Origin of the sequence: Microbacterium sp. SY138 (assembly GCF_039729145.1) — a bacterium.
Lineage (GTDB): Bacteria > Actinomycetota > Actinomycetes > Actinomycetales > Microbacteriaceae > Microbacterium > Microbacterium maritypicum_A.
Genome location: NZ_CP155793.1, coordinates 290589 through 316386, shown reverse-complemented (window position 1 = coordinate 316386; position 25798 = coordinate 290589). Strand labels below are relative to the sequence as shown.

The window sequence follows — 25798 nt, the reverse complement described above, 5'->3', positions numbered from 1 at the left end:
TGTTATGCGGTTCTCGACCGTACATCGAGAACCACTCAGTGGACGCGTAGCACCAACAAACGGTGTGTTATCAAGTCATCGGCTTATTAGTACCAGTCAGCTGCATGCATTACTGCACTTCCACATCTGGCCTATCAACCCAGTAGTCTGGCTGGGAGCCTCTCACCCGAAGGTATGGAAATCTCATCTTGAGGCCGGCTTCCCGCTTAGATGCTTTCAGCGGTTATCCATCCCGAACGTAGCTAATCAGCGGTGCTCCTGGCGGAACAACTGACACACCAGAGGTTCGTCCAACCCGGTCCTCTCGTACTAGGGTCAGATCCTCTCAAATTTCCTACGCGCGCAGCGGATAGGGACCGAACTGTCTCACGACGTTCTAAACCCAGCTCGCGTACCGCTTTAATGGGCGAACAGCCCAACCCTTGGGACCTACTCCAGCCCCAGGATGCGACGAGCCGACATCGAGGTGCCAAACCATGCCGTCGATATGGACTCTTGGGCAAGATCAGCCTGTTATCCCCGAGGTACCTTTTATCCGTTGAGCGACAGCGCTTCCACAAGCCACTGCCGGATCACTAGTCCCGACTTTCGTCCCTGCTCGACCTGTCAGTCTCACAGTCAAGCTCCCTTGTGCACTTACACTCGACACCTGATTGCCAACCAGGTTGAGGGAACCTTTGGGCGCCTCCGTTACTTTTTGGGAGGCAACCGCCCCAGTTAAACTACCCACCAGGCACTGTCCCTGAACCGGATTACGGTTCGAAGTTAGATATCCAGAGTGACCAGAGTGGTATTTCAACAATGACTCCACACGAACTAGCGTCCATGCTTCAAAGTCTCCCACCTATCCTACACAAGCCACACCGAACACCAATACCAAGCTGTAGTAAAGGTCACGGGGTCTTTCCGTCCTGCTGCGCGTAACGAGCATCTTTACTCGTAATGCAATTTCGCCGAGTTCGCGGTTGAGACAGTTGGGAAGTCGTTACGCCATTCGTGCAGGTCGGAACTTACCCGACAAGGAATTTCGCTACCTTAGGATGGTTATAGTTACCACCGCCGTTTACTGGGGCTTAAATTCTCAGCTTCGCCTTGCGGCTAACCGGTCCTCTTAACCTTCCAGCACCGGGCAGGCGTCAGTCCGTATACATCGTCTTGCGACTTGGCACGGACCTGTGTTTTTAGTAAACAGTCGCTACCCACTAGTCTCTGCGGCCTCCAAACGCTTTCGGGAGTAAATCCCTATACGCCGAAGGCCCCCCTTCTCCCGAAGTTACGGGGGCATTTTGCCGAGTTCCTTAACCACGATTCTCTCGATCTCCTTGGTATTCTCTACCTGACCACCTGAGTCGGTTTGGGGTACGGGCGGCTAGAACCTCGCGTCGATGCTTTTCTTGGCAGCATAGGATCACCCACTTTTTATCCGCATCGTGTCTCAGCCTATGTGAATCGCGGATTTGCCTACGACTCGGCCTACGCACTTGCACCAGGACAACCATCGCCTGGCTTGGGCTACCTTCCTGCGTCACACCTGTTAATACGCTAACCGCACCAGAATGGGGTCGTGCGCTAGGCCCAGAGCGTCACCCCTAAGGGATCAGTCACTGGGATTCAGACACTTAGCACTCCTGGATTAGCTTGGGCGGTTCTTCGCCGGTACGGGAATATCAACCCGTTGTCCATCGACTACGCCTGTCGGCCTCGCCTTAGGTCCCGACTTACCCAGGGAAGATTAGCTTGACCCTGGAACCCTTGGTCTTTCGGAGGACGTGTTTCTCACACGTCATTCGCTACTCATGCCTGCATTCTCACTCGTGTAGCCTCCACGGCTGGTTTACACCGCCGCTTCGCTGGCCACACGACGCTCTCCTACCCATCAACACGGCTGGACCACGAAGGCCTACCAATAATGTCAATGCCACAACTTCGGTGGCGTGCTTGAGCCCCGTTACATTGTCGGCGCGGAATCACTTGACCAGTGAGCTATTACGCACTCTTTCAAGGGTGGCTGCTTCTAAGCCAACCTCCTGGTTGTCAAGGCAACTCCACATCCTTTCCCACTTAGCACGCGCTTTGGGACCTTAGTTGGTGGTCTGGGTTGTTTCCCTCTCGACTATGAAGCTTATCCCCCACAGTCTCACTGCTGCGCTCTCACTTACCGGCATTCGGAGTTTGGCTGACGTCAGTAACCTTGTAGGGCCCATCGGCCATCCAGTAGCTCTACCTCCGGCAAGAAACACGCAACGCTGCACCTAAATGCATTTCGGAGAGAACCAGCTATCACGAAGTTTGATTGGCCTTTCACCCCTATCCACAGCTCATCCCCTCAGTTTTCAACCTAAGTGGGTTCGGTCCTCCACGACGTCTTACCGTCGCTTCAACCTGGCCATGGATAGATCACTTCGCTTCGGGTCTAGGACATGCGACTGAATCGCCCTATTCAGACTCGCTTTCGCTACGGCTACCCCACACGGGTTAACCTCGCCACATATCGCTAACTCGCAGGCTCATTCTTCAAAAGGCACGCTGTCACCCCTACTAAGGAGGCTCCAACGGTTTGTAAGCAAACGGTTTCAGGTACTATTTCACTCCCCTCCCGGGGTACTTTTCACCTTTCCCTCACGGTACTTGTCCGCTATCGGTCATCTGGGAGTATTTAGGCTTATCAGGTGGTCCTGACAGATTCACACGGGATTTCACGGGCCCCGTGCTACTTGGGATACTCTTCGCGCCAAGAGAGGCATTTCGACTACGGGGTTGGCACCCTCTATGACCGGCCTTTCAAGACCGTTCGTCTATACCTTCTTGTAACGCCGCCACCTCGGCAGAGATGACTGAAAAGTCCCACAACCCCCAACGTGCAACGCCTGCCGGCTATCACACACGCTAGGTTTAGCCTGTTCCGGTTTCGCTCGCCACTACTAACGGAATCGCGGTTGCTTTCTCTTCCTGTGGGTACTGAGATGTTTCACTTCCCCACGTTCCCTCTACCCGCCCTATATATTCAGGCGGGAGTCACTAGGTCGGCACGCCGCCCAGCGGGGTTTCCCCATTCGGACACCCTCGGATCAAAACTTGCTTATCAGTTCCCCGAGGCTTATCGCAGATTGCTACGTCCTTCTTCGGCTCCAGATGCCAAGGCATCCACCGTTTGCTCTTAAAGACTTGAAATCACATGAGTTTGAATCAAAAACTCGACCCCATCCGAAGATGGAATCTGAAATTGACTAATGATCTTTAAGATCATCTTGTGCAACTGACCGAAGCCAGCTGCAAGATGCTCGCGTCCACTGTGTAGTTCTCAAAGTACGGGCGGTGCCCCTATCCACAACCCCACACGGGGGAAACAGAAAGAGGCCCAGAGGTTCAGACCAGATCCCGAAAGATCCGCATCCGGTCCCTCAGGACCCAACAGCGTGCAGGTGCGACATCCGCCACCCTCCCCGTTCCAACCACCGAAGTGGCGTACTGGAGAAGAACAACATCCTTCGCACCATGTCAAATGTTCCACCCATGAGCTCCCAGCGAGAAACGAACGTTCTCGATCTGGGTTCTGGACACCCGAAAGTGTCAGATGCTCCTTAGAAAGGAGGTGATCCAGCCGCACCTTCCGGTACGGCTACCTTGTTACGACTTAGTCCTAATTACCGATCCCACCTTCGACGGCTCCCTCCACAAGGGTTAGGCCACCGGCTTCAGGTGTTACCGACTTTCATGACTTGACGGGCGGTGTGTACAAGACCCGGGAACGTATTCACCGCAGCGTTGCTGATCTGCGATTACTAGCGACTCCGACTTCATGAGGTCGAGTTGCAGACCTCAATCCGAACTGGGACCGGCTTTTTGGGATTCGCTCCACCTCGCGGTATTGCAGCCCTTTGTACCGGCCATTGTAGCATGCGTGAAGCCCAAGACATAAGGGGCATGATGATTTGACGTCATCCCCACCTTCCTCCGAGTTGACCCCGGCAGTATCCCATGAGTTCCCACCATTACGTGCTGGCAACATAGAACGAGGGTTGCGCTCGTTGCGGGACTTAACCCAACATCTCACGACACGAGCTGACGACAACCATGCACCACCTGTTTACGAGTGTCCAAAGAGTTGACCATTTCTGGCCCGTTCTCGTATATGTCAAGCCTTGGTAAGGTTCTTCGCGTTGCATCGAATTAATCCGCATGCTCCGCCGCTTGTGCGGGTCCCCGTCAATTCCTTTGAGTTTTAGCCTTGCGGCCGTACTCCCCAGGCGGGGAACTTAATGCGTTAGCTGCGTCACGGAATCCGTGGAATGGACCCCACAACTAGTTCCCAACGTTTACGGGGTGGACTACCAGGGTATCTAAGCCTGTTTGCTCCCCACCCTTTCGCTCCTCAGCGTCAGTTACGGCCCAGAGATCTGCCTTCGCCATCGGTGTTCCTCCTGATATCTGCGCATTCCACCGCTACACCAGGAATTCCAATCTCCCCTACCGCACTCTAGTCTGCCCGTACCCACTGCAGGCCGGAGGTTGAGCCTCCGGATTTCACAGCAGACGCGACAAACCGCCTACGAGCTCTTTACGCCCAATAATTCCGGATAACGCTTGCGCCCTACGTATTACCGCGGCTGCTGGCACGTAGTTAGCCGGCGCTTTTTCTGCAGGTACCGTCACTTTCGCTTCTTCCCTGCTAAAAGAGGTTTACAACCCGAAGGCCGTCGTCCCTCACGCGGCGTTGCTGCATCAGGCTTGCGCCCATTGTGCAATATTCCCCACTGCTGCCTCCCGTAGGAGTCTGGGCCGTGTCTCAGTCCCAGTGTGGCCGGTCACCCTCTCAGGCCGGCTACCCGTCGACGCCTTGGTGAGCCATTACCTCACCAACAAGCTGATAGGCCGCGAGCCCATCCCCAACCGAAATTCTTTCCAGACGCAGACCATGCGGTCACGTCACATATCCAGTATTAGACGCCGTTTCCAGCGCTTATCCCAGAGTCAGGGGCAGGTTGCTCACGTGTTACTCACCCGTTCGCCACTGATCCCACAGAGCAAGCTCCGTGTTCACCGTTCGACTTGCATGTGTTAAGCACGCCGCCAGCGTTCATCCTGAGCCAGGATCAAACTCTCCGTAAAAAAGAAATGCATACCCCACCGGGAAAACGGTGACGCAGCGAGTTTGATGCTGACCAAAGAGACAAATTCATTGCTGACTTCATCCATTGCCAACCCCCCGGAAGGAGTTGGTCTTTGATCCAAAGGAATTCTCAACTAGCCGAAGCTAGACGAGGATAATTTGGCATTTGACAAGTGCACGCTGTTGAGTTCTCAAGGATCGGATGCTCCCACGACCCAGCCATCACAGCCAGGCCCGAAGGGCAACTTCTCTATCTTACCGATCTCGTTTCCGTTGTCAAGTCCGAGTTTTTCTCGGCCTGACCGTGGGAACGGATCAGCACCTTCATCCTGTTCACTCAGTGAGTGTCTGGGATTCGGGAGGTGTTAGCTGCTTGACGGGAGCCGGTCCGAGGACCTCCGCTCAACCGTTTGGGGCGAACAAGTAATAAGTTACGCGGATCCCGGGGATCGGGCAAATCTAGGCCGACCGCCGGGCGTGTCGCACTCCTGGCCCGACGGTTCCCTGCACTCTCCTGGCCTTGCGGTGCGTCACTCGACGGTCAGCGGCGTCGTCGTGACGTCGATGGTGCCGAAGGGGAACGGGCTGAATACCGTCCAGGAGCCGGAGGTGAACTCCTCCATGGGGATCAGGAAGAACCAGACGAGGGAGACGACGATCGCGAGGACCACGAGTGCCGCTACTCCGATCGACGCGCGGTTCAGTGTCTTGAGGGCCGAGCGTTCGTCGCTCGCCTTCATCACACGTCCGAGAGTGATCAGCACGATCGCGGCGATGGCGATGTAGACCAGGGGGCTGGGGCGGAGCATCAGATCGATGCACACGGGCGCTTCGTCGGTCGGCTGTCCCGATGAGTCGATGAAGCCACCACTGCCGTCGACGCCACCGGGGCAGTAGCTCCGGCTCGCGACGGTGAGTGTGGAGTAGACGAAGACGGCGACTAGGGCCGTGATCAGGACGCGTCGGATCTCCGCGATGACCGCGACCCCGGGGAGGCCGGTGGCGGCGGTTGCCGGCGTGGTCGATGCGAGCGACAAGAGGGCCTCCTTGGTGGGTGGTCGTCTCATGATGGCGCAGGGGGTCGGGGGGGGGAGGGAAGAGTGCACCTGCTGGCTGCCGTGATCGGACTCTCCCCTACACGCTGGAATATCGGTAGTGTTCGGCCAGAGCCTGAGCAGAAGGATGGCAAAGATGCCTGCAGCACCCCAGGGTTGGTACGCCGACCCGGAGCACCCCGCACAGCAGCAGCGCTGGTGGGACGGCACTCAATGGACGGTGCACACCGCACCCCTGGGGCAAGCGCCGACTGCGGCTGTCGCCGTGACCCCCGTCGATGCCGCTCCCGCCCAGGTGAAGTCCTCTCGGATGAAGGTCGTCCTCATAGTGGGAGCGGTGGTGCTCGCGATCCTCCTCCTCACCCGCAGCCTGGGCGTGATCATGATGCTCGCCGGGTTGGTGCTCTTCTTCGTCGCCATCTATGGGATCGTGCGTGGCTCGGCGAAGCTCTTTCGCGTGCGCTCGCGCGGAGCGGCATGGGCAGCTCTGGGGATCGCGTTCGTTCTGATGTTCGCGGGGTCCGGAGCGAACGCTGCCCTCGGCGGCCCTGGTTCGGACACCACGAGCTCAGGGTCGTCGGAGGCCAAGCCGTTCGCGTCCGCACAGACAGAGAAGCCGACCCCCTCTCCCAAGCCCCCTACCTTCGAGGAGGTCGAAGAGTCGACGGTCGTTCCTTTCGAGCGGACGACGGCCGACGATCCGCAGCTCGACGTCGGACAGACCGCCATCACGACAGTCGGTGTCGACGGAACCAAGGTCACCACCTACCGCGTGACGTACGTCGATGGTGTGGAAGTGTCGCGCGAAGTCCTCGGCGAGGTCGTCACCGTCGCGCCGGTGAACGAGGTCACCTCGAACGGAACGCGACAGCCTGCGCCGGCACCGGTGCCTCTGGTGCAGCCTGCGGCCGAGTGCCACTCGAGCTATGCCGGGGTGTGCGTGCCGATCGCGTCCGATGTGGACTGCGCGGGTGGGAGCGGGAACGGGCCGGCGTACGTGCGCGGGCCGCTGCAGGTGATCGGGCCGGATGTGTACGACCTCGACCGCGACGGTGACGGGATCGCCTGCGACTGAGACAGGGCCCGCGCTACCGCCTCTCGATACGCTAGTCGTCAGCGAGGGGCGGGACGCCTCGGTGACCGGGGCCACGGCCTCAGAGGGAGTGCGCAATGACGGGTGAGACCTTCTCTGAAGACGAGTTCCGCAGTCAGTGGAAAGAGCAGGCGGACGAGATCGGCCGCTTCAACCTCGCCATCTTCGGCAAGACCGGCGTCGGGAAGTCGACACTGATCAACGCGATCTTCGGCGAAGAAGTCGCTCCCACCGGAGTCGGCGAGCCCGTCACCATGGACGAGCATCTCTACATCCATCGTTCCGGCTTCCTCGGTCTGCTCGACACCCGTGGGCTCGAGATCGGCAAGGACACCGATGAGCTGATCAGCGAACTCGGCGAGTACCTGAAGAAGATGCGCCGGCAGCCGCTCTCTGAGCAGACCCACGTCGCCTGGTACTGCGTCCGGGCGACGGACCGGCGGTTCGAGGACACCGAGGCGGAGTTCATCCGTCGCCTGCACGAGCTCGGCCTGCCCGTCGTCGCCGTCCTGACGCAGGTGCCGTCGCGGAACGGCGAGTATCACGCCGATGCTCTGACCCTGGCGGACCACATCGCCGGGCTCGACCTGCCGATCGTGGGCGGTCGCCCGATCCTGGTGATGTCGACGGCGGATGAGTTCACCGGCCAGGTTCAGCACGGGCTCACGGAGCTCGTGGATGCCACGTTTCGCGCTGCTCCCGAGGGTGTTGAAGCAGCGTTCGCTGCCGCCCAGAAAGTCGATCTGGCACGAAAGCGCAAGCAAGCTCAAACAGCTGTCCGCGCGGCTGCCACGGCGGCGCTGACAGTGGGAGCTATCCCGATTCCGGTTGCCGATGCCGGTGTGCTCATCCCCATTCAGCTCGGAATGATGGCCAGGGTCGCGGCGATCTACGGCGTGAGGGTCGAGACCGCCACGATCGCGGCGACCGCGGCAACTGTCGCCGTCTCGGCGGCAGGGCGAAGCGCCGTCGCCGGCCTCCTGAAGTTCATCCCCGGAGCGGGAACCATTATCGGCGGTGCGATCTCGGGCACCGTCGCCAGCACCTTCACCCTGGCGATCGGATACGCATGGGCAGTGGTCTGCGGTGAGCTCACGCAGGGTCGACTGCGAGGTGTCGACGGCGCACTCGACAGCGACCTGGTGCGCGAGCTGTTCCAGACGCAGGTCGGCGTGTGGTTCAAGAAGGTGAGTGGCGGGCGGGGCTGAACGGAGTTTCGCCGGTTGCGCCTGATCTCCCCGGGTAGATCAGGCGTAGTTCAACACCGCCCTACGCTGGAGCGTCTGCCTCTTTCTCTGAGGCGCCTTCCCCTGGAGCTCCATGTCTGCAACGACGGTCGATGATCGTGCCCGCTATCGGGCGAACCCCTCAGTTCTGACGGCGCTGAAGAGTCCGCGGATGCTGACCCGCGAGGTGCTGGCAGGTCTCGTCGTGGGACTTGCCCTCATTCCGGAGGCGATCGCGTTCTCGGTGATCGCGGGCGTCGACCCGAAGGTGGGGCTGTTCTCCTCGTTCATCATGGCGGTGTCGATCGCGTTCCTCGGCGGGCGACCGGCGATGGTGACCGCGGCGACCGGAGCCGTGGCGCTCGTGATCGCACCGGTCGCGCCGATGTACGGACTGGACTACTTCATCGCGACCGTCATCCTCGCCGGCATCTTCCAGGTGATCCTCGGGGTGCTCGGCGTCGCGAAGCTCATGCGGTTCATCCCCAGGAGCGTCATGGTCGGGTTCGTGAACGCGCTGGCGATCTTCGTGTTCAGCTCGCAGTTCCCGCAGCTGATCGACGTGCCGTGGCTGGTGTATCCGCTGGTGGCGCTCGGGATCTTCGTGATGCTGGTGATGCCGAAGCTCACCAAGGTCGTGCCTGCACCTCTCGTGTCGGTGATCATCGTTACGGGCGTCGTGCTCGCCTTCGGGATCACGGTGCCGACGGTCGGCGATCAGGGTGAGCTGCCGCGGAGCTTGCCCTCGCTGTTCATCCCGAACGTGCCGCTGACGTGGGAGACGTTCACGATCATTGCGCCGTTTGCGCTCGGGGTCGCGGTGGTCGGGCTGCTGGAGTCGCTGCTCACCGCGAAGCTCGTCGACGAGATCACCGACACCCGCTCGAACAAGACGCGCGAGTCGTGGGGGCAAGGTGTGGCGAACGTGCTGTCGGGAATGTTCGGCGGCATGGGCGGGTGCGCGGTGATCGGTCAGACCATGATCAACGTGAAGGCCTCGGGCGCGCGCGGACCCGCATCTCCACGTTCTGCGCCGGGATCTTCCTGTTCCTGTTGGTGGTCGTGTTCGGCGACTTCGTCGGGACGATCCCGATGGCGGCGCTGGTAGCCGTGATGATCATGGTCGCGATCGGGGCGTTCGACTGGCACAGCGTGCGTCCGTCGACGTTGAAGCGGATGCCGAAGAGCGAGACGTTCGTGATGGTCGCGACGGTGGCGCTGGTGCTGATCACGCACAACCTGGCGGTCGGGGTTGTGGGTGGGGTGCTGGTCGCGTCGGTGCTGTTCGTGCGGCGGGTGGCGCACTTTGTTTCGGTTCGTCGAGAGCTGGGACCGGCTGGCGATGTGGTGACGTATGCCGTGGAGGGGGAGTTGTTCTTCGCGTCGAGCAATGATCTGACGACGTTGTTCTCTTATACGGACGCTCCGGATCGGGTCGTGGTTGACCTGTCGGGGTCGCATGTGTGGGATGCGTCGACCGTGGCGGCGTTGGATGCGATCGAGACGAAGTACGCCGCGTTGGGGAAGGCGGTGGAGATCGTCGGGATGAATGACTCGAGCGCGACGACGCACGGGCGGCTGACGGGCGGGTTCGAGTAGCGACGAAGCTGGACGGGACGCAAATCGTCAGATCGAGATCGAGATCGAGATCGGATCCAGCCGAAGCGGGTTAGGAGACCGGTGACAAACGCGTTCGCCGCGCAAGTAGACCCTAGCTAGAAATCAATCCCGCCCCGGTCCACCCCCGGTTGGGGCGGTCACGGGCAAGAAGCGGCGGTTCCCTCTCATGAACTCCCCAAGTCGCGCGGTGCGCGCGGATGCCGGTCGCGGACGACGTGAGGTTCGCGAAAAGCGCCGCGTCTCAGGTTGCGGCCCGCGATGCGCGATCACCGGCCGTCGAGCGCGCGGAATCTGCGATAAGCGAGGCGACCGGGCAGCTCGATGTGCTCGGCCCGGCTCGTCTCTCGCGATCGCTGCCAGTTCGAACAGCGGCCCCTCCTCGACCGCAATCTCCTGCGACGCTTGCTGTTGCTCAGAGGTCGAACACTGCGTCCGGGTCCTCCATCGCGCGCTTCAGCTCGGCGATGTCGCCGATACCAGCGAGCGGAGAGGTGCGGGCGACCTCGACGATGCCTCCGACGATCGTCTGCAACGCGGAGCTGTCACCGCTCTCAAGCGCGACGTCCAATCCTGCGAAGAGCTTTCGATGGGTTTCTGCGCGCTCGGCGAAGATCTGATCGAAGTACTGCTTAAGCATCCTCTCGGATGACTTGATACGTCTAACCTCGGTCTCCCGGTAGGTACGGAGCTGCTCGCGCTTGGTGCTTTCGGTCTCATGGATCTGGATCGACTCTCGCGTAGCGGTGACAAGTTGGTTCAGCGCCGTCAGGGCGTCCGCCCCTGTGATCTCGCCTGCCATCCGGGCGAGAGTGCTCTTCTTGGAATCAGCCATCGGTCGGCTCCTCATAGATGTTGCGGTAGGTAAAGATCAGGCTCTGAGTTCCTGCATCGATGTTCCCCTCCTCGTCGGCGACGGGCGCCGTGGCAACCTCGCGCACTGACTTCACAAGAACGAGTGCAGTCTGTAGGAGCTCGGCATGAAGGGACATGTCGAACGGCTCGGATTCTAGGCGGTCGAGTGCATCCTCGGCGCGTGCAACCATGCGACCAATGAGGACTTGGAGCTCTTGTGCCCGCTCCTGCACCCCGCGAAGCAACTGGTCACGTGTGTCGAGCGCGGCGATCGAAACTTCGACTTCGGTCTTGTGTCGCTCTGCTTCCGTACGAGCCTTTGTTCCCTGGTTCTTGACGGCGACGCCAGCGAGGAGCACTGCCGGACCGATCGCGGCGAGGCCTCCAGCCGTCTTGCCGAGCTTCACCCCTCCTCCGCCGCTTTGCAGGCTCCCTCCACCCAGAAACGCCAGGCGCGCATTTTTCGCCGCTGCGCCGCTAAGAGTAGAGATCGGTGTGCCTGTGCTTGCACTCGCATACTTCACGACCACGGCACTCAGAGCGAACGGCATCGTCGCGCCTGCACTCGCCGCGCCGACGACCCCCCTGACCCAGCCGGCAAGGTCCGAATCCATCGGCGACAAGCTGAACACCCGCAAGTTTGCGCCGTCAACTCCGTTGAGAATGAGGTGCTCGTGGGTTCGGACTTGCTTTGCGTGCCGTACGAGGAAGTCGCGCATCCGATGGATGATCACCCGTTGAGCATGAGTCTGCGTGTCTCCGAGCATCCGGAGGGCAACGTTGGTCTGGTCAACCATCTGGAGATGAACTTCGAGGCGCGCGTCGTGCTTCGAGGCTTGCATTTTGATGCGCTTCTGGGCCCGCCCGATCTGCACACCGCCGACGGTTCCAGCGGCTACGCCCCCCATCGCCGCGGCGCCGCCGCCGATGATGAGCACTACGGGGACGGCTCTGCTAGACATGCTGGCGCCGTACTTGCAGCAGATCGAATGCTGTCACGGTCGTTTTTTCCACATTCATCGTCCTTCCGCGTCCCGCATGTAGGTGATCCCAAATGCACGGACCTGGCGGAACTCCTGTCGGCTGCCGCCGAAATCGAACCAGCCGCTGTCGGACTTCTGGAAGATGTCGAGTCCCCGGCCAAGGTTTATGCGCCACCCGGTGTCGGTTCGGATCCACCGATCATGACCGCCAGGGTCCTTGGCGAGATTGACCTTGACTCCTTGTTTGGCGGCGCCCTGCACGATGTCGTTGAGCATCCGAAGTTGCTTGGCCTGATACTCGGGAACCTCATCGAGCACGGTGAAGAGATTCACAACAACCTCATCCGCTGGATCCTTCTCTGCGGCGAGGAGAGCGAGCAGTTCAACGAGGTTGCGCCCCTGGTGGCCCTGGCGAATGTACGGGTCGTGCAGTTCGATGTCGGTCGCGCCACGCAGATACGGGCCGAGCAGCATCTCGAAGGAGATGCCTCGCTGGTTCTCCGTGTAGTCGCGGTGGCCCTCGAACAGTACCGCCGACACGGCAGCGGCCTTAGGACCGGTTGATGAAGCTTCAGGCGAAGAAGCATCCTCTGTCACTGTTGGGAGCGTCGGGCTCGGAGCGCTGGGGCGACCGCGATAGTAATGCGTCGGGTACTCTTCTTCCTCGAGCGTCGTCACCGCTGACCAGCCACGACCCGCGGTGTTGTAGCCGAAGTCCACCCCCGCCATCGTCGAGTCGATCCGAAGGATCTGGTCCTTTACACGCTTACGGCCCTCGATTGCGAATCGCAGGATCTCCTCGATCTCCTCGGGCGTCGCCTGCTCGTGTGGGTAGAGCAGCTTTATGAGACCGGAGAAGGTCTTGTGAATGGCATCACGATCACGTGTCGAGATATCTGAGCCGAGCGTGAAGTATCGCTGATACCTGTCGGAATAGTCCAGGTTCCGCATCGACTTGAACACCTCGGCGATGTAGTCGACGACGAATCCGTAGCCGCTGGAGAACATCTCGCTTCGAATCGTGTCGATCTCCCAGCCCGGGATGTAGAAGTGCAGTCGATCGAGGTACGCCGAGTCGTGGTAGCTCTCGGGCAGTTCGTCGAACAGGTCGGAGTGCTTGAGCATGTAGGGCACCGTGTGCGACGTATTGCCCACGAACACCATTGACGCCTCAGCGCCCAACGTCTCGACACCTCGCGAGAACGACTTGTTCGCCATGTAGTTCTTCATGATGTCGACGAGCGCCTTGTCGGTGCGCTTCTTCTTGCCCGCGAACTCGTCAAATGCCACGACGTCCCAGTACCCAACAAGGCCGAGGCGACCATTGGCGTTGCTGACGAACAGCTTGGGTACGGTGACCTCGCCGCCGGAGATCAGCATGCCGTGTGGCGAGAACTCCGAGTAGATGTGCGACTTACCAGTGCCCTTCGGACCGAGCTCAACGAGGTTGTAGTTGCGCTCGACGAAAGGGATGAGACGGATGAGCTGCAACAGTTTGGCACGTCGCCCGAACATCTCGGGGTTGAAGCCGATCGACTGGATGAGCAAGTCGATCCACTCGTCGGTGGTGAACTTCGCACGGGACTCGAGGTAACCCTGGTAGTCGAAGTTTGACATCTGGATCGGCTTCAGGCTTCCCAGAACCCACGGCACGACACGGGCATCTTCGTTGTGGAAGTACTCGATGTCGCAGAGGCACCACACCCCACCAACCAAGAGCTTCTGATTCGCGTTGACGATGCTCGCCTCGACGATCACACCGGTGATGCCGAGGCTGCCGAACGACGCCTGGTAGACGTCGTCCTTCTCGTTCAGCGTGACGCTTACCTTGTCGATGATCCGGAAGCGACCCTTCTCGCGGATCTTCGACTTGACCAGTTCCGACTCGTTGCGGTGCACGTAGTGCTGGGCGAGGATGCCCCGCACCTTGTCGATGCCCGCTTGGATCGTCGCCTCGTCGTCGGATGCCGCGTATTGACCGAGCAGGTATTCCAGCACGTACGACGGCACGATCGCGTTGCCCTTGACGGCCTTAACGAGATCCTTGCGAACAACGGCGCCAGCAAAATGCTCGTTTGCCTTGCGGTCTAGCTCGTTCTGCTCGATAGGCTCGTGAGCACTCGGCTCCTGCCCACCCTGCTCAAAGTAGGGGGCCTCTGTCAGATCGATATCGTCGCTCATCAGAAGTCCCATCCGTCGTCACTCGCGAAGGCGCGCTTTACCGTATATGGCACACCCCTATACTTCTTCCACTGGTCGGTGCCTTCGATCGGTTCCGACAACCGGAACTCAACGCTCTGATTGTTCGCGCTGTCGGCATCTTTGCTCAGCAACAGGGTCACACTTTGGAACCGGTCGCGTCCCTCAACGCTGTCCGAGTCGAAGGTCATCTCTTGCTCGTTCGAGATCAATTGGTCCCCGAAGTAGAGCCCAGCGCGCAGCCGCCGTGCGGGCCGGTTCGGCTCCACCTTGGTCGACTGATACAGCTTCACCACGACCTGTCCGGTCGTGATCTTGTCAGACTCCGGATGGATCTCAACATTGACGGACTCGACTGTGTCGCTGCGGCCCTTTTTGATCGAGATGACGGGTACGACGATCTCCTGCAGTGACGCTCCCCCATGCACGAACTGGAACCCCGCACCGGGCTGCACGATGCGCTGAATCGAGTTGGGGATCTGCACCTCGAGGTCGCTCGAAAGCCCGATCTGCTCCGGCTGGAATGTCCGGAATGCTGGATCTTGCTTCAGACCCCGGCCGAGCACGTAGCGACGCTTTTCAGCCACGATCGTCTCGCCCTGCGGCTTCACAGTGAGGTTGAACTGCGGCGCCAACTTCGACCGCTGGTACAAGAAGCCGTGGTCTGCGGTTACGAAGATGTTCGTCGCGTTCGCGCTCGCGAGCTTCTTGACGATGTCGAGCAGCTCGCGGATCGCGTCCGCTGCGGCAGCGAATGTGCGATGCTCTGACACCGCCTTGTCACCGGTGGCATCGATCGTGTCGTGGTAGACGTACAGCACCTGGTGGGATGCGTACAGATCTCGGCGATCGCCCGGCTTCATCTCGAGGAAGGTTTTTGCTTGGATCGCTGCTCCACCAACAGAGCTAAGAATCTTCGTCCGGTTCGCGGTGCCGTCCGACTTCTGTCCGTCCACGAGCACGGGATCGCCGTGTGGCGAATGTGCCAGCGTCTGGTTCGGCAGCAGAGATGCCATTCCCAGTTGGGTGTAGCTCGGGAGCACGCCCAGCATCGCTTCGATCTTGGCTTCGAACTTGTTCTCGCCGCGGATGCTCAAAGTGAGCTCTTCAGCGACCTCGTAGCGCAGAGCATCCGAGATGACGACGACCGCCTTCTTACGACCCTTGAGGATCTTGGCGACGTAGTGCTCGTAAAACGATGACTGCGATGGGACATTCAGGGTGCGCCAGCGCTCTACCCCGTCGACCTGCGCCTGCCAGCTCACACCGAGTTTCGCCAGGAAGTCGGTAACGTACGCGCTCTCCACGAGGTCACCCAACGCTTCGAGCGGCTGTTTGAACTCCGCAGTCAGGTACGCATGGGTGAACATTCGGTAGAGCTGATCGATGCGGAACCATTCGTCGCGATACCGCGTCAGCCCGTCGTCGAAGGATGCGATCTCGAGTTTCGCAGTCCGGATCGCAGGGATTAGCTCTGCCGCCGAGCTCAGTCCGTCGTAAAGTGTCGCGTAGTCGTCGGACCAGAAGCTTTCGCGGCGTCGAGCGCTGATCGTATCGAGGACGTCTCGCGTCGACATTCTCTGCGACACGATGCTCTCGACGAGACGGTGGATGACTTCACGCTCGGATGCTTCGAAGACGTCTGTGTCTTGGATCGTCTCCCAGGGCAGCTGCGCAGCGACCTCCTTATAGCTGAGGTCGTCTTCAATCTTCCGAGCAAGTACCTTCATGGCGTATGCGCTCCGCTTTGAATCGCGGAAACTGCGGAAATCGATTGCGAGATTTCGAGCCTTGTTTGATGAAGCGGTATCGAAGCCCTCTGCGGCGCGCTGGAACATCCACAACGCGAAGCCCGCAACGGTCGGGGCGGCCGTTGCATAGCCGTAGATGTGCTCGGCGCCGCCCCAATGGAAGTCGGCAAGCTCATGCTCTTGGATGGCATCGACCCCGGCAGCGCTGCCGTCTGCATACTGGATTAGCAGCGTGCGAGTGAGCTCGGAGAAGCTGTGCTCCTTCTGTCCCAGCAGGGCCGCGCACATCTTCGCACGCACGACAGTCGGGTCATCTCCGGGCGAGAGTAGTGCTCGGAACCTAGACACCAACCTGCTGTCCCCGAAGAACCTGGGATACTGCGCAACGAGCTCGGCGGCACCCGGTCCGGTCAGGCCGAGGGTCGCCCCCATGAGCGCGCTGCGGTCTGCGGTGAAGATCGGGCCGTTCGCGAGCTCAATGTCCAGCAGCCAGTTCCCCACACCCTCAGGCACGCTGCCGGTTCGATACACCAGGAACTTCGACACCTTGTCCTCGCGCAGGATTCGATGTTTGAGGGCAAACTCGTTGTCGGCAACGCGCAGCACCGTGACGCCCACGGGCAACTGACCGTCCAGCTCGTCGGCATAACTGCCGTCAGCGTCGTGCCACACGACGATGCGCGCGCCCTCGAATCGGGCCGCGAGATGTTCGGCGATGGTCGGTGTCTTACTCATCCGAGGTCCTCGTCGTGGGGGGCACTACGGAGATCACGGCGCAGGGCGATCTCCAGCAGTAACTTGTGGGTGCGCTCACGGTCGCTACTCGATTGCTTCCAGGCCCGCGATCTTCTTCACCGCGGGGTAGAACTTCGGGTAGTTCGCCTTCACACCATCATCAAGATCGATCGCGATCTGCTGGGTTGCGAGCGGGTAGAGCACATCGTGTTCGTAGTCCCGCAGCTCTGCGAGCACCTTGCGGAGCCGGTCGGCTTCTTTTTGGTCCTTCGCTGACCCGCCACCGACAACGGACAATTCAGCCTGTTGGAGAGCGACGGTGAGCTTGGCCTCGTACTCGCGCAGGTATTCGTTGAGGACCGTTGAGACCGTCGAAGGCGTGTAGCGATGCAGATAGATCAGTGCGTTAAATGACCCCTTCGGGCTCGAGAACATCCAGTAAATCGGACGCTTCTTATAGCGCTGCACATGATCGTCATAGAATCTCGACTTGCCCGCCTTCGTAACGAAATAATCGCGCAACGTCTTGACGCCCAGCGACTCTTCTACAAAGCGAAGGTTCTCTTCAAGCCCCTCTGCGCCGAACGCGACACGCAAGAATTGCCGGAGCCGCTCGACGATGTCATCCTGGAACCACCCATCATCCACGAATGGGATTACGTTATCGGCGTCGGGCGGGAACGACGGAGATTGCACGACAGCAAAATAATCCTGAGCCGTTTGACCAGGTTTAGCCAAAATCAGCCCTCCCTTGTCGAGGCTGTAGCGACCAAACATACAACCCACTGCGTAGGAGATAAGTTCCTCGATGATGGCACGCGACGCGGCTGGTGAATCGCTTAGTGCATAGTTGCGGATGAGTGCAACATCGGCAATCTGGACCTCTGACGCAATTCCTTCAGGCACGGGATAAAGAGCGATCATTTCCCGGTTGTTCTGCTCTTCCATATAGCGCAGACGCTCCGTAACAGCTGCCCATGCGCCTAGCGTCTCCGACACGGACTCACTCAAGCTCCCGGATTCGACCTTGAGGACGTCAAGCCCTTCGAATTCCCAGGACATCTCACTCGAATCCCAGTCGCGTTTTGCGATAGCAACACATTCGTCAACAACACTGCCGCCCTGGAGAAGCTCTGCGACCACCGGGATCCTGTCGATGTCGCCAGGCTGGGTATTGAGTGTCGGTGCGAGCAGTTCGAGGTAGCGGTCGGCCACTCGACTGTTGAGCAAGCCCAATATCGGACTCACGTGCGAATCCGCGAAGAGGCAGCTCCCCGCGTTGTCAAATATTGAGTCCCCGGGCGTAAGGCGCGCTGAGAACCTTCCGATGGTGATTCGGCTCCACGTTACCCCGCGGCGAAAGAAGTACCTCTCACCAGAGATCCGTGACTTATTGCGTGTCCACGTCTCGCGCGCTCGGATGTCTCGCCCGTCTCCTGCCCAATCGACGACGTATTCCCGATTCCCATACCACCGACGGAACTCGCCACCCTTCTCGATCGGTACCCACTTCCGGTTGATGTCCTCCGGGGAGTCACGCAGTTGATCACGCGAGACCTCGAACCACCGTCTGAAGAACGTCTCGTTGTCGCTTGTCTGAATGCCCGTCACGGTCGTTGCCATCTCCCTCAGCACCGCCCCTCGGGCGTAAAGATGGAACTCGTCCGGCGTCAGCCAGTACGCAATGGGTGCGTTTGGCACGGCGAGGAAGTCTGCTTGACGTGCGAGGTAGCGTCGATCAGCAGATTCGAGAAAACGATCTCGAATGAAATCGCTCGAACGAACCTGCACGTGCTTGTCGAAGAGGCGGCGGTAGTCCCCCCGTTCGTTGGAGCCGCCCGCACGGTTGACGAGCACGAACGCAACTGAGCCGAAGTCAGATCCGAAGACCCCCCGACCGAGATGAGCGAGTTGCGCGAAGAACGTGCGACTGATCAGCTTTACCCTCAGCTTCGCGAAGGAGCTTATGAACATCCATGACGGAAGATTGATCATCGCCATCACTCCTCGAGGCAAGAGCAGCTGTAGGCCTCTTTCCATGAAGGCTGTCATCAAATCAGCCTTGCTATCTGGATACGTGAACGTCAGGTGCGCGACCAGTGGCCCCGACATGTTCTTGGCGCCCATGTATGGAGGGTTGGCAACAATCGCTGCGTATTTTTGCTCGAGATACTTTGCCTGCTGGCAGACCCGACGGGCACGTTCAGCGACGCTCGCGACGACCAAGTCCGCGCCGACCTCGGCTGCCGCAAGGTGAGCATCCAGAACTTCCGAAAGACCCGCGGTCGGCGCGACCAACGCACCGACCGTATCAGCGTGCGCGAACTGGCTCCAGAACTCCCGCTCTGCTCGCTCGTCGCCCCCCTCAGTGAACAGCACCTCCAGCTCGGCGGCATCAAATGCAATCCGTTCGACCACGCAGATGCGAGGCCGGATGCCATTGCGGAAGAAGTTGCGCTGCCTGGCGCGCGCCTTCATAACGAGCGCAAACGCTGCAAGAGATCCGGCGCGCGCATCGATCTCAGTGCCGTGAAGATTGTAACTGAGTATCAAGCCAGGGATGTCGGAAGGCGCGTAGCCTTCCTCTTCGTAAATCGCGTAGAGGAGATCAAAGGCGTAGGTAAGAATATGACCCGAGCCGCAGGCTGGGTCGATCACTGTCAATTCTTCCGGCCCGGAGAGTTTCAGGAAGTCCGTCTCTACGTCGACGGGCGCGATGTAGTAGTCCATGCGATCGACGAGTCGGGAGTCTGGCCGATTGAGCATCCACAGCCTGCCGATTGAGTTCTCGACCAGGTAGCGGACGATCCAGTGCGGGGTGAAGAGCTGGGTCGCAGCAGGGATCTCGTCGGCTCCGGCCTTCTTGTTCTTCTTAAACCCGGCGAATACCTCGTCTTTCCGCTCGGAGATGTAGAACTGATAGAGCCAGCCGATGACCTCGACGTCGGCACAGACCTCTTCGCTTAGCACATTACGTGCGCGGGTCACTATGCCGTCATCGGCAAGCAAGCCCGCGGGGACGAGCAGTTCGGTGTAGTCACCTTCGCGTTCGAACATGAACGGCATCGACTTGTGCCAGTACCGGCAGTACTCGGTGAGTAGCAGCGCGTACGCTTCGCCCTCCGCATCGGTGCTGCGGCGAGTGCCATCAAGCAGTCCGAGAATGGAACCCCGCATGGCGGAACTCGTGACGACATCGGCATCGATGTCTCCGCGCTTCGCATCGGCCAGAATCTCGGGCTGGCCGTACGCTTGGCCTTGCGCTGGCGAAACGACCCCACTGGCTGTGTAGCCCTTAGCGTCCATGAACCGCAGTGCGATGAGTCGGTTGAACCAGGTGTACGCGACCTTATCGATCACGTGCTCGTGGCCGTGCACTGCGATCTCGGTTTCGAGTCGACGCACCGTCTCCGCTCGCTCAGTTCGTGCGACGGATCCGAGGGCGAGCACTGCCGACGCCTGCGCCGCGACCGCAGCGATCAGTTCGCGGCGAGCAGCTTTCGCAAAGTTCTCCAGGGCTTTCGTGTCCATGCCTATTCCTTAGAGCGTGATGCGCTTGTTGTCGTTGATCGTGTTGACGAGCAGCGAGCGGAGTTCGCCGAGGTACGCATTGATGTCGTCCTCGGTTTCGAGCAATCCACCGGCCATCGGAAGCGAGAGCTTCTTGATCGAGATGCTCTGCTTCAACAGTTGCTTCGGAGGGACGGCACCATCCGGTATCGATTCGGTGTCGGGTTCCACAGAAGGAACTGGGCCCAGCGGGGGCTGTCCCGTCGATTCCAGCTCGTCCAGGATGGCCGGGTAGATCGTGTCGGCGAATTGCGCTGCGAGATTGCGGATCGCCGGGATCTGCGTCTCGTGTTTCACCCGCTCGAGCACGGCCTCTACTTTGCGAGTCACGGACTCCCGAGAGGCCTCGGTCGCACGCTCAAACGCTGCGCTGACCGGCACCTGCTTCCAGTAGTCGTTGATCGACCCGATGGCAGCGTCGCGCTCCGTGGAGACGATGCCGCCCAGCTGCGCCTGCAGTTCGGTGATCGCAGCCCCAAGCTGGGTCGTCCTGCTGCCACTGAAGATCTGCGCATCTTCGAGTGCGATCTCGATTCCATCGGAGATGCTGGGCGTCAAGAAGCCAAGGTTCGTGCGGTTGAGCTGCATGAACGTTGTTGCGTTGTCATAAATGCTGCGTTGGTTGCCATTGAGGAACGCCTTGATCGGATCGATCGCGTTGTCCTTCGCGTCCAGCAGCTCGTCCGCAGTCGTGTCAGCATCGTTGAAATGCTCCAGGAACCAGTCCGAGTTGTTTGCCGCCAGTTCACCAAGCAGCCGGATAGGTTCGTCCAGTTGATCAATGAACGGATATGCGGCAGCACCGGACCGCAATGCCTTGAGCTCGACGAGCTTCGACTCAAGGCGCTCCTTCCCAATACGGCCAAGTTCAGCCGCATCCTTCGTGAGGCTTCCGTCGTCGGTAAACTCGATGACAAACTTGCGGAAAGCGTTCACGATCTTCTGGTCATAGACCCGCTGCGGAGCGACGACGAGGTTCGGGTATCGCTGGGTGTTGCGCAGCGTCCCGGTGATCTCAGTGCGAGCGAGTGTCTTGCCGTCGAGCTGCAACTCGCTCTTCGACTGTCCCGCGAGGTGAGCCACCACCGCAGCGATCGACCATTGGTCCCAGCCGAAAGGCTTAGCGGAGTACCGGTCAACGAGCTGCTTCATCGTGACCATCTCATGCCGCTTGCCGCGCATCTCCAGGTGCCCGAGCACATCTTCGGCGGGCACCTCCAGGATGCTGAGGCTCTCCTCGAAGATCCCGTCGGCCGGGTTTACCAGTCCGTTGAGATCCTGCTCGCTGAAAGTCATGCCGCCCAGCATGCTCAGGTTGGTGTACGTGGCCGCGATAACCTTCGCGAAGCCGTCGTTGATTCGGGTCTGTGCGTCGCTGGCGGTGACGTCGATCACTGCGGCATTGTGGATCAGCGTCGCGCTGCCGACCGCAGTGCGGAGCCTTTCGACGATCTCCTTCTCGCGCTCGGCGTTCTGGGTGCCCTTCTCTCCGAGGATGCGGGTCTCGATCGCAGTGCGACTCGAACCCTGTGCACGCTTGACGTACTTCTCGGTCTTCAGCAACAAGCGAAGATCCGCGAGGATCCGATTCGCCTCGGGCGGGAGAACAACGCGCAGCTCATCGAGCCCCGCGCTGTGCGCCTTGATCTGATCCATGCTGAACTCGGTCTCGGGACTGGTGAAGTGCAGCGCCAGCTCGTGCTGCTTGCCATACGGAGTGCCATCGAGCTTGTAGCCGAACGGGAAGTTCTGTCCGTTCTTCGCAACCGTCTTCGTCGTCTTCACAACCGACTCAGCGAGAAGCTTGTTGAGCTTCGCGGAGACCTCGGAGTTGTCGATTTCGACGTCCTTGATCTCCTGCTCAATCTTTTGCTCTTCGTTCGTCAGGTAGTCGTACAGGTCGCCGTTGCGCTGAATGTAGGTCTGGGCCTCGAGCGCGTTGAGGGCTTCGTTGACGTCCTTGCCGAGCTGGATGAGATCCGTACCGAAGCGGTCGTATACCAAGATCGTGAGGTTGCGGGCCGTGGCCTTGAAGCTGTCGACGTACTTGACCAAGAACAGCGCCTTCAGGAGGCGTACCGCGAGCGCGCTAAGCTTGCCGCTGCCGGTGGCGCTCTCGGCGTTGATGATCGCCCGCTGATTTGCGGATTTCAGTGAGGCGCGGATGCCCTCGAACATCTGGTCGAACGATGCCAACGATCCGAGCGGCCGATCGGCGAGGCGAGTTGCAACCTGCTGCACGACACCGAGCATCGACCGCTCACCGACGGAGCTATTACGTCCTTCGAAGATGTTGTGGTCGCTGATGCCCTCGATCGCGGCTTGGAAAAGTGGGAACTGGTACGTCACAAACGGGTACGTACCAAGGAAATGTGACTCGTCACGATAGTTCGGATAGTGGCGACCCTCAACGAAGTCGAACAGCGTCTTGAAGTTCGCGTGCTCGGCGTCGTACACCGCGGCGAGCGCACCGGCGGCGGCATCCGTCTTCGCGAGAAGACGCTTGCGGATGACCTCTTCGACGTCCTGGCTGGTGAGCTTGAGCCGGTTCTTGAAGCGAGCCTGGATCTTGGAGAAGTCGTTCGACTGCTGCTTGGTCCGGTCGCCGCCGACCTTCTCCATGTCTTCCTGCGAGGTTACGAAGATCCACGCCCGCCCGTTGCATTTCGTGGCAAGTGACTCGGCGATGGTTTGCAGGTTCAGCATGAGCTGCGTGTTCGTGCCGATGAACTGACCGACCTCGTCGACGAAGAAGTTCAGCCGGAAGCCGGCTGGTTGCTTCTCGAGCCACGCCGCGACCTCTTCGGCGAAGTCTTCGATCGACACCGAGTAACTGGCGCTGTATTGACGGATGATGCCCGGGCTCTCCGAGCCGTTCACCTTAGCAAAAGCCTTGTCGATGTTCCCTGCTTCGAGCGCCGCCTGCTCGCGCCCCCGCGCCCATTCGATTCCCGCAGCGCGCGCGAACACCTCTTTGAAGTCGTCATACTGGCCGCGCGAATCAAGGTCGCGCTCGAATCGGGCGATGTGGCCCTGGTTACCGTAGTACCCCCGCGCTTCGTCGAAGATCTTCACGAACACCTTCAGCAGGGCGTCGTTCTGATCCTTGGAGATCAGGGTTGCCTTCTGATCGATGTTGAACAGGAGACTGCGCGACTGGATCCGATCGGCCTTCGCGATCAGTGCGGGCAGGAACGCGTCGTCAGCTTTGGCGCGGAACTGCTCCGACACGAGGGCCCGTGGGTAGTCATGGCCTTCGATGTCCCCCAGCAGGTGCGCCAGCATCTTCAGCAGGTGCGACTTACCGGATCCGAAAAAGCCCGAGATCCACACGCCGTTGGCGTTCGTGTAGTTGGTGTATGCCTCAAGCACATGCTCAAGTCCCTTGGCCGCCTCGTTCGTGAGGACGTACTCCTCGACTTCGATCGCGAGATGCGAGGTGTCATCTGCCTTGATGACACCCTCGATAGCGCGGCCGATCGGCTTTGCGAAAATCTCATTGATCACGGTCGCGCTCATGCTTCTTGCTCCAGAATGTCTTTGGCCCGGTAGTAACTGTCACTAGCGCTGAGATTCAATGCGCGCAACTGATGGCCAGCTGTCTGTGTGAACTCGTACGTGCCAGGGAACCACGCAAGCATCGGCTCCCCCACCACAACGCTTTGCAGGTTTTCCAGCACCGTGTGGGTGCGGATGAAGGGGAAGACCTCGCCCAGCCCAGTGAGGAAGAGGATGTCGCTCGACTGGTCCTGCAAGCGAGCACGGATGGCGGGCGCGATGTGATCGTGCGGGTCAAGCATCCCCTGCAGCACCTCACGGAACTCGCCCTTGTCCATCGTCGACTCCAGCTCGATGACTCGCTCCCAGACGCCTCGCGCGGTGAGGAGCTCAACGGCGAGATCGTACAAATCGACCTGGGCGACAGTGAGACCGTCGTCACTCTGGAGCTTCGTCCTTATCCGGTCCCGCATGCTTTCGACGTCGTGCGTCCACGCGGGCGGGAAGTGGTAGATAAAGAAGGGGACCTCCTTCGAGAGACCCTCCATTTTCAGGAATCGTTCGCTTCGGAGTACGTCGTAGACGTGCCTCTCGTCAGTCTGCACGCTGCGTTTAGTCGGTGTCACTGTACTGCCCCTGCGGATGTTGTCGTCGGGAAGAAACGGATATCGCTCGGGGCACGGTCGCTGAGGGCCTCGACGACTCTCGCTGACATGATCGCGGGGATGATGTCTCCAGAGTCACTGTGGAGTCCTGCCTCGCGAAGCATGCGGAATACGTTCTGGCGCAATTTCTTAGCCGTCGAGGGTTTTATCTCGCCGAGTTCTGGATGCCACAAGCTCTTGCCAAGGATAAATTGGTCGAAGTCGTCGCCGCTCACGATAGGACGCATCAATAGAAAGCGCTCGCGGACGACCTCTTCGGCAAAATCCGCGATCAGTGTGTACTTGCGGCATGCGGCGGCCCACATCAGGTGTCGCCCCTCTGTTGGGCTCCCGTCGGACATGAGCTCAATCTCACGATCGCTCAGCGTGCGCAGACGCTGCAGAGTTTCACGGACAACGCGAGTGCTGGACGAACTCGTACGAGCCTGAAGGATGTTCCGCTCACGCACAGTCTGAGAGACGCCATCCCAGCGGCCTAGCTCTAGATAGATCTGAGCGACTCTCGATGCTTCGCGCGATAACAGACCACCCGTGGTGAAAGACAGCGCGTACCGCTCCATCACCGCTACCTCCAACGCCGCCAAGCCGTCTAGCCAAGTGGGTCAGAATATCGCGGACCCCCCGACATCGGATGCACTGCCCCTCTCGCAGCGTATCGGACTCCCTCCTAGGTTGAGCGAGGGCGGTACGGTGTCGATCGTGGCCCACTGTACGTGACGCTTCTGGACTATGCGTATCGTGCCCGCGTCTGATGCCGACGGCCCGGGACAGGCGGCAGCAACGGACTAGTCAAGCGCCACCCCAAACCTCTCCCCCGAGCTCACCTGCTGCGCCACCCGGCGCAACGCCAACAGCAACGGCTCCACGAGCACCGACCCCAGCACCACGTACCGCACCGCAGCCTCCGCAGACTCCTCCGGCACCCCCGCGATCTCCGCATCCGCGATCCGCCGCATGCTCGCGAGGTACTCGTCCATCGCTGCATCCGGAACGGTGAACCCGACGCGCTCCAGCCCCTGCAGCGCCCGCGCGACCGCGTGCAGCACCGCCACGTCGCACATCCCCGGCTTCCACCCGAGTCCTGCGACAAGAGCCTCAGCGTCCGCCAGATCCAAAGACTCATCCACCGGCGGAGTGATCGCCGCGTGCGCCGTCCCGAGCAGGTCGTGCGCACTCGCCGGAGGATCGTCCAGCGCCCCCAGCACCCGCCGCGTCTCGGCAATGCTCACCCCCGCGTCGAGCAGCGCCCGGATCACCCGCAGCCGCTCCACGTGCTTCTCGCCGTACGCGGCCTGAGTCGCGGACGACCTCTCGCCCTCGGGCAGCAGCCCCTCACGCAGGTAGTACTTGATCGTCGGCACGGTCACGCCGGTCTGGGCTGACAGTTCGGAAATTCTCATGGCCACCTCTTGACTTCGATAGTAGCGCTATCCATTATGGA

The 25798-nt window shown here is 60.2% G+C and carries 12 protein-coding genes, 2 rRNA genes and 1 pseudogene; 3 read left to right on the top strand and 12 right to left on the bottom strand.

Annotated elements, in window-relative coordinates; genetic code table 11:
- Positions 1-66: 66 nt before the first annotated feature.
- The 3 genes from ABDC25_RS01450 to ABDC25_RS01440 form a co-directional block, all read right to left on the bottom strand.
- Positions 67-3171 (bottom strand): 23S ribosomal RNA (locus tag ABDC25_RS01450).
- Between the two features lie 414 nt (positions 3172-3585).
- Positions 3586-5109 (bottom strand): 16S ribosomal RNA (locus ABDC25_RS01445).
- Together the 16S and 23S rRNA genes form the textbook arrangement of a ribosomal RNA operon.
- A 531-nt stretch (positions 5110-5640) precedes the next feature.
- A complete protein-coding gene (locus tag ABDC25_RS01440; RefSeq protein WP_347124456.1) occupies positions 5641-6147 on the bottom strand; it encodes a hypothetical protein in 507 nt (168 codons plus the stop codon).
- Between the two features lie 154 nt (positions 6148-6301).
- Here ABDC25_RS01440 and ABDC25_RS01435 point away from each other — a divergent pair, with 154 nt between their 5' ends.
- The 3 genes and pseudogenes from ABDC25_RS01435 to ABDC25_RS01425 all read left to right on the top strand — a co-directional run bounded on the left by ABDC25_RS01435 (position 6302) and on the right by ABDC25_RS01425 (position 10083).
- Positions 6302-7240 (top strand): G5 domain-containing protein, encoded by a 939-nt coding sequence (locus tag ABDC25_RS01435; protein ID WP_347124454.1) that lies wholly within the window; start codon positions 6302-6304, stop codon positions 7238-7240.
- A gap of 95 nt (positions 7241-7335) precedes the next feature.
- Entirely contained in the window at positions 7336-8466 is a 1131-nt protein-coding gene (locus ABDC25_RS01430; protein ID WP_347124452.1) for a GTPase, read from the top strand.
- Positions 8467-8578: 112 nt separating this feature from the next.
- Positions 8579-10083, top strand: a pseudogene (locus ABDC25_RS01425) (SulP family inorganic anion transporter).
- Positions 10084-10516: 433 nt separating this feature from the next.
- Here the strand turns inward: ABDC25_RS01425 and ABDC25_RS01420 are convergent.
- From ABDC25_RS01420 to ABDC25_RS01380, 9 genes are all read right to left on the bottom strand, one after another.
- Entirely contained in the window at positions 10517-10936 is a 420-nt protein-coding gene (locus tag ABDC25_RS01420; protein ID WP_347124450.1) for a hypothetical protein, read from the bottom strand.
- Positions 10929-11894 carry a hypothetical protein gene (locus ABDC25_RS01415; protein ID WP_347124448.1) on the bottom strand — a complete coding sequence of 322 codons (966 nt, stop codon included), beginning with the start codon at positions 11892-11894 and terminating at the stop codon, positions 10929-10931. The genes ABDC25_RS01420 and ABDC25_RS01415 overlap by 8 nt, the downstream gene beginning before the upstream one ends.
- A gap of 78 nt (positions 11895-11972) precedes the next feature.
- Positions 11973-14120 (bottom strand): BREX system Lon protease-like protein BrxL, encoded by a 2148-nt coding sequence (gene brxL, locus ABDC25_RS01410; protein WP_347124446.1) that lies wholly within the window; start codon positions 14118-14120, stop codon positions 11973-11975.
- Positions 14120-16624, bottom strand: coding sequence for a BREX-1 system phosphatase PglZ type A (gene pglZ, locus ABDC25_RS01405; RefSeq protein WP_347124444.1), 2505 nt, complete (start codon positions 16622-16624; stop codon positions 14120-14122). The genes brxL and pglZ overlap by 1 nt, the downstream gene beginning before the upstream one ends.
- Before the next feature lie 84 nt (positions 16625-16708).
- Positions 16709-20155 carry a BREX-1 system adenine-specific DNA-methyltransferase PglX gene (gene pglX / locus ABDC25_RS01400; RefSeq protein WP_347124442.1) on the bottom strand — a complete coding sequence of 1149 codons (3447 nt, stop codon included), beginning with the start codon at positions 20153-20155 and terminating at the stop codon, positions 16709-16711.
- A gap of 9 nt (positions 20156-20164) precedes the next feature.
- Entirely contained in the window at positions 20165-23713 is a 3549-nt protein-coding gene (gene brxC / locus ABDC25_RS01395) for a BREX system P-loop protein BrxC (protein ID WP_347124440.1), read from the bottom strand.
- Positions 23710-24297 carry a DUF1788 domain-containing protein gene (locus tag ABDC25_RS01390; RefSeq protein WP_347124438.1) on the bottom strand — a complete coding sequence of 196 codons (588 nt, stop codon included), beginning with the start codon at positions 24295-24297 and terminating at the stop codon, positions 23710-23712. Before ABDC25_RS01390 ends, brxC begins: the two co-directional genes overlap by 4 nt.
- A gap of 17 nt (positions 24298-24314) precedes the next feature.
- Positions 24315-24917 (bottom strand): DUF1819 family protein, encoded by a 603-nt coding sequence (locus tag ABDC25_RS01385; protein WP_347124436.1) that lies wholly within the window; start codon positions 24915-24917, stop codon positions 24315-24317.
- A 225-nt stretch (positions 24918-25142) separates the two neighbouring features.
- Positions 25143-25757: a MerR family transcriptional regulator gene (locus ABDC25_RS01380; RefSeq protein WP_347124434.1), complete on the bottom strand. Its 615-nt coding sequence runs from the start codon at positions 25755-25757 to the stop codon at positions 25143-25145.
- Positions 25758-25798 lie beyond the last annotated feature (41 nt).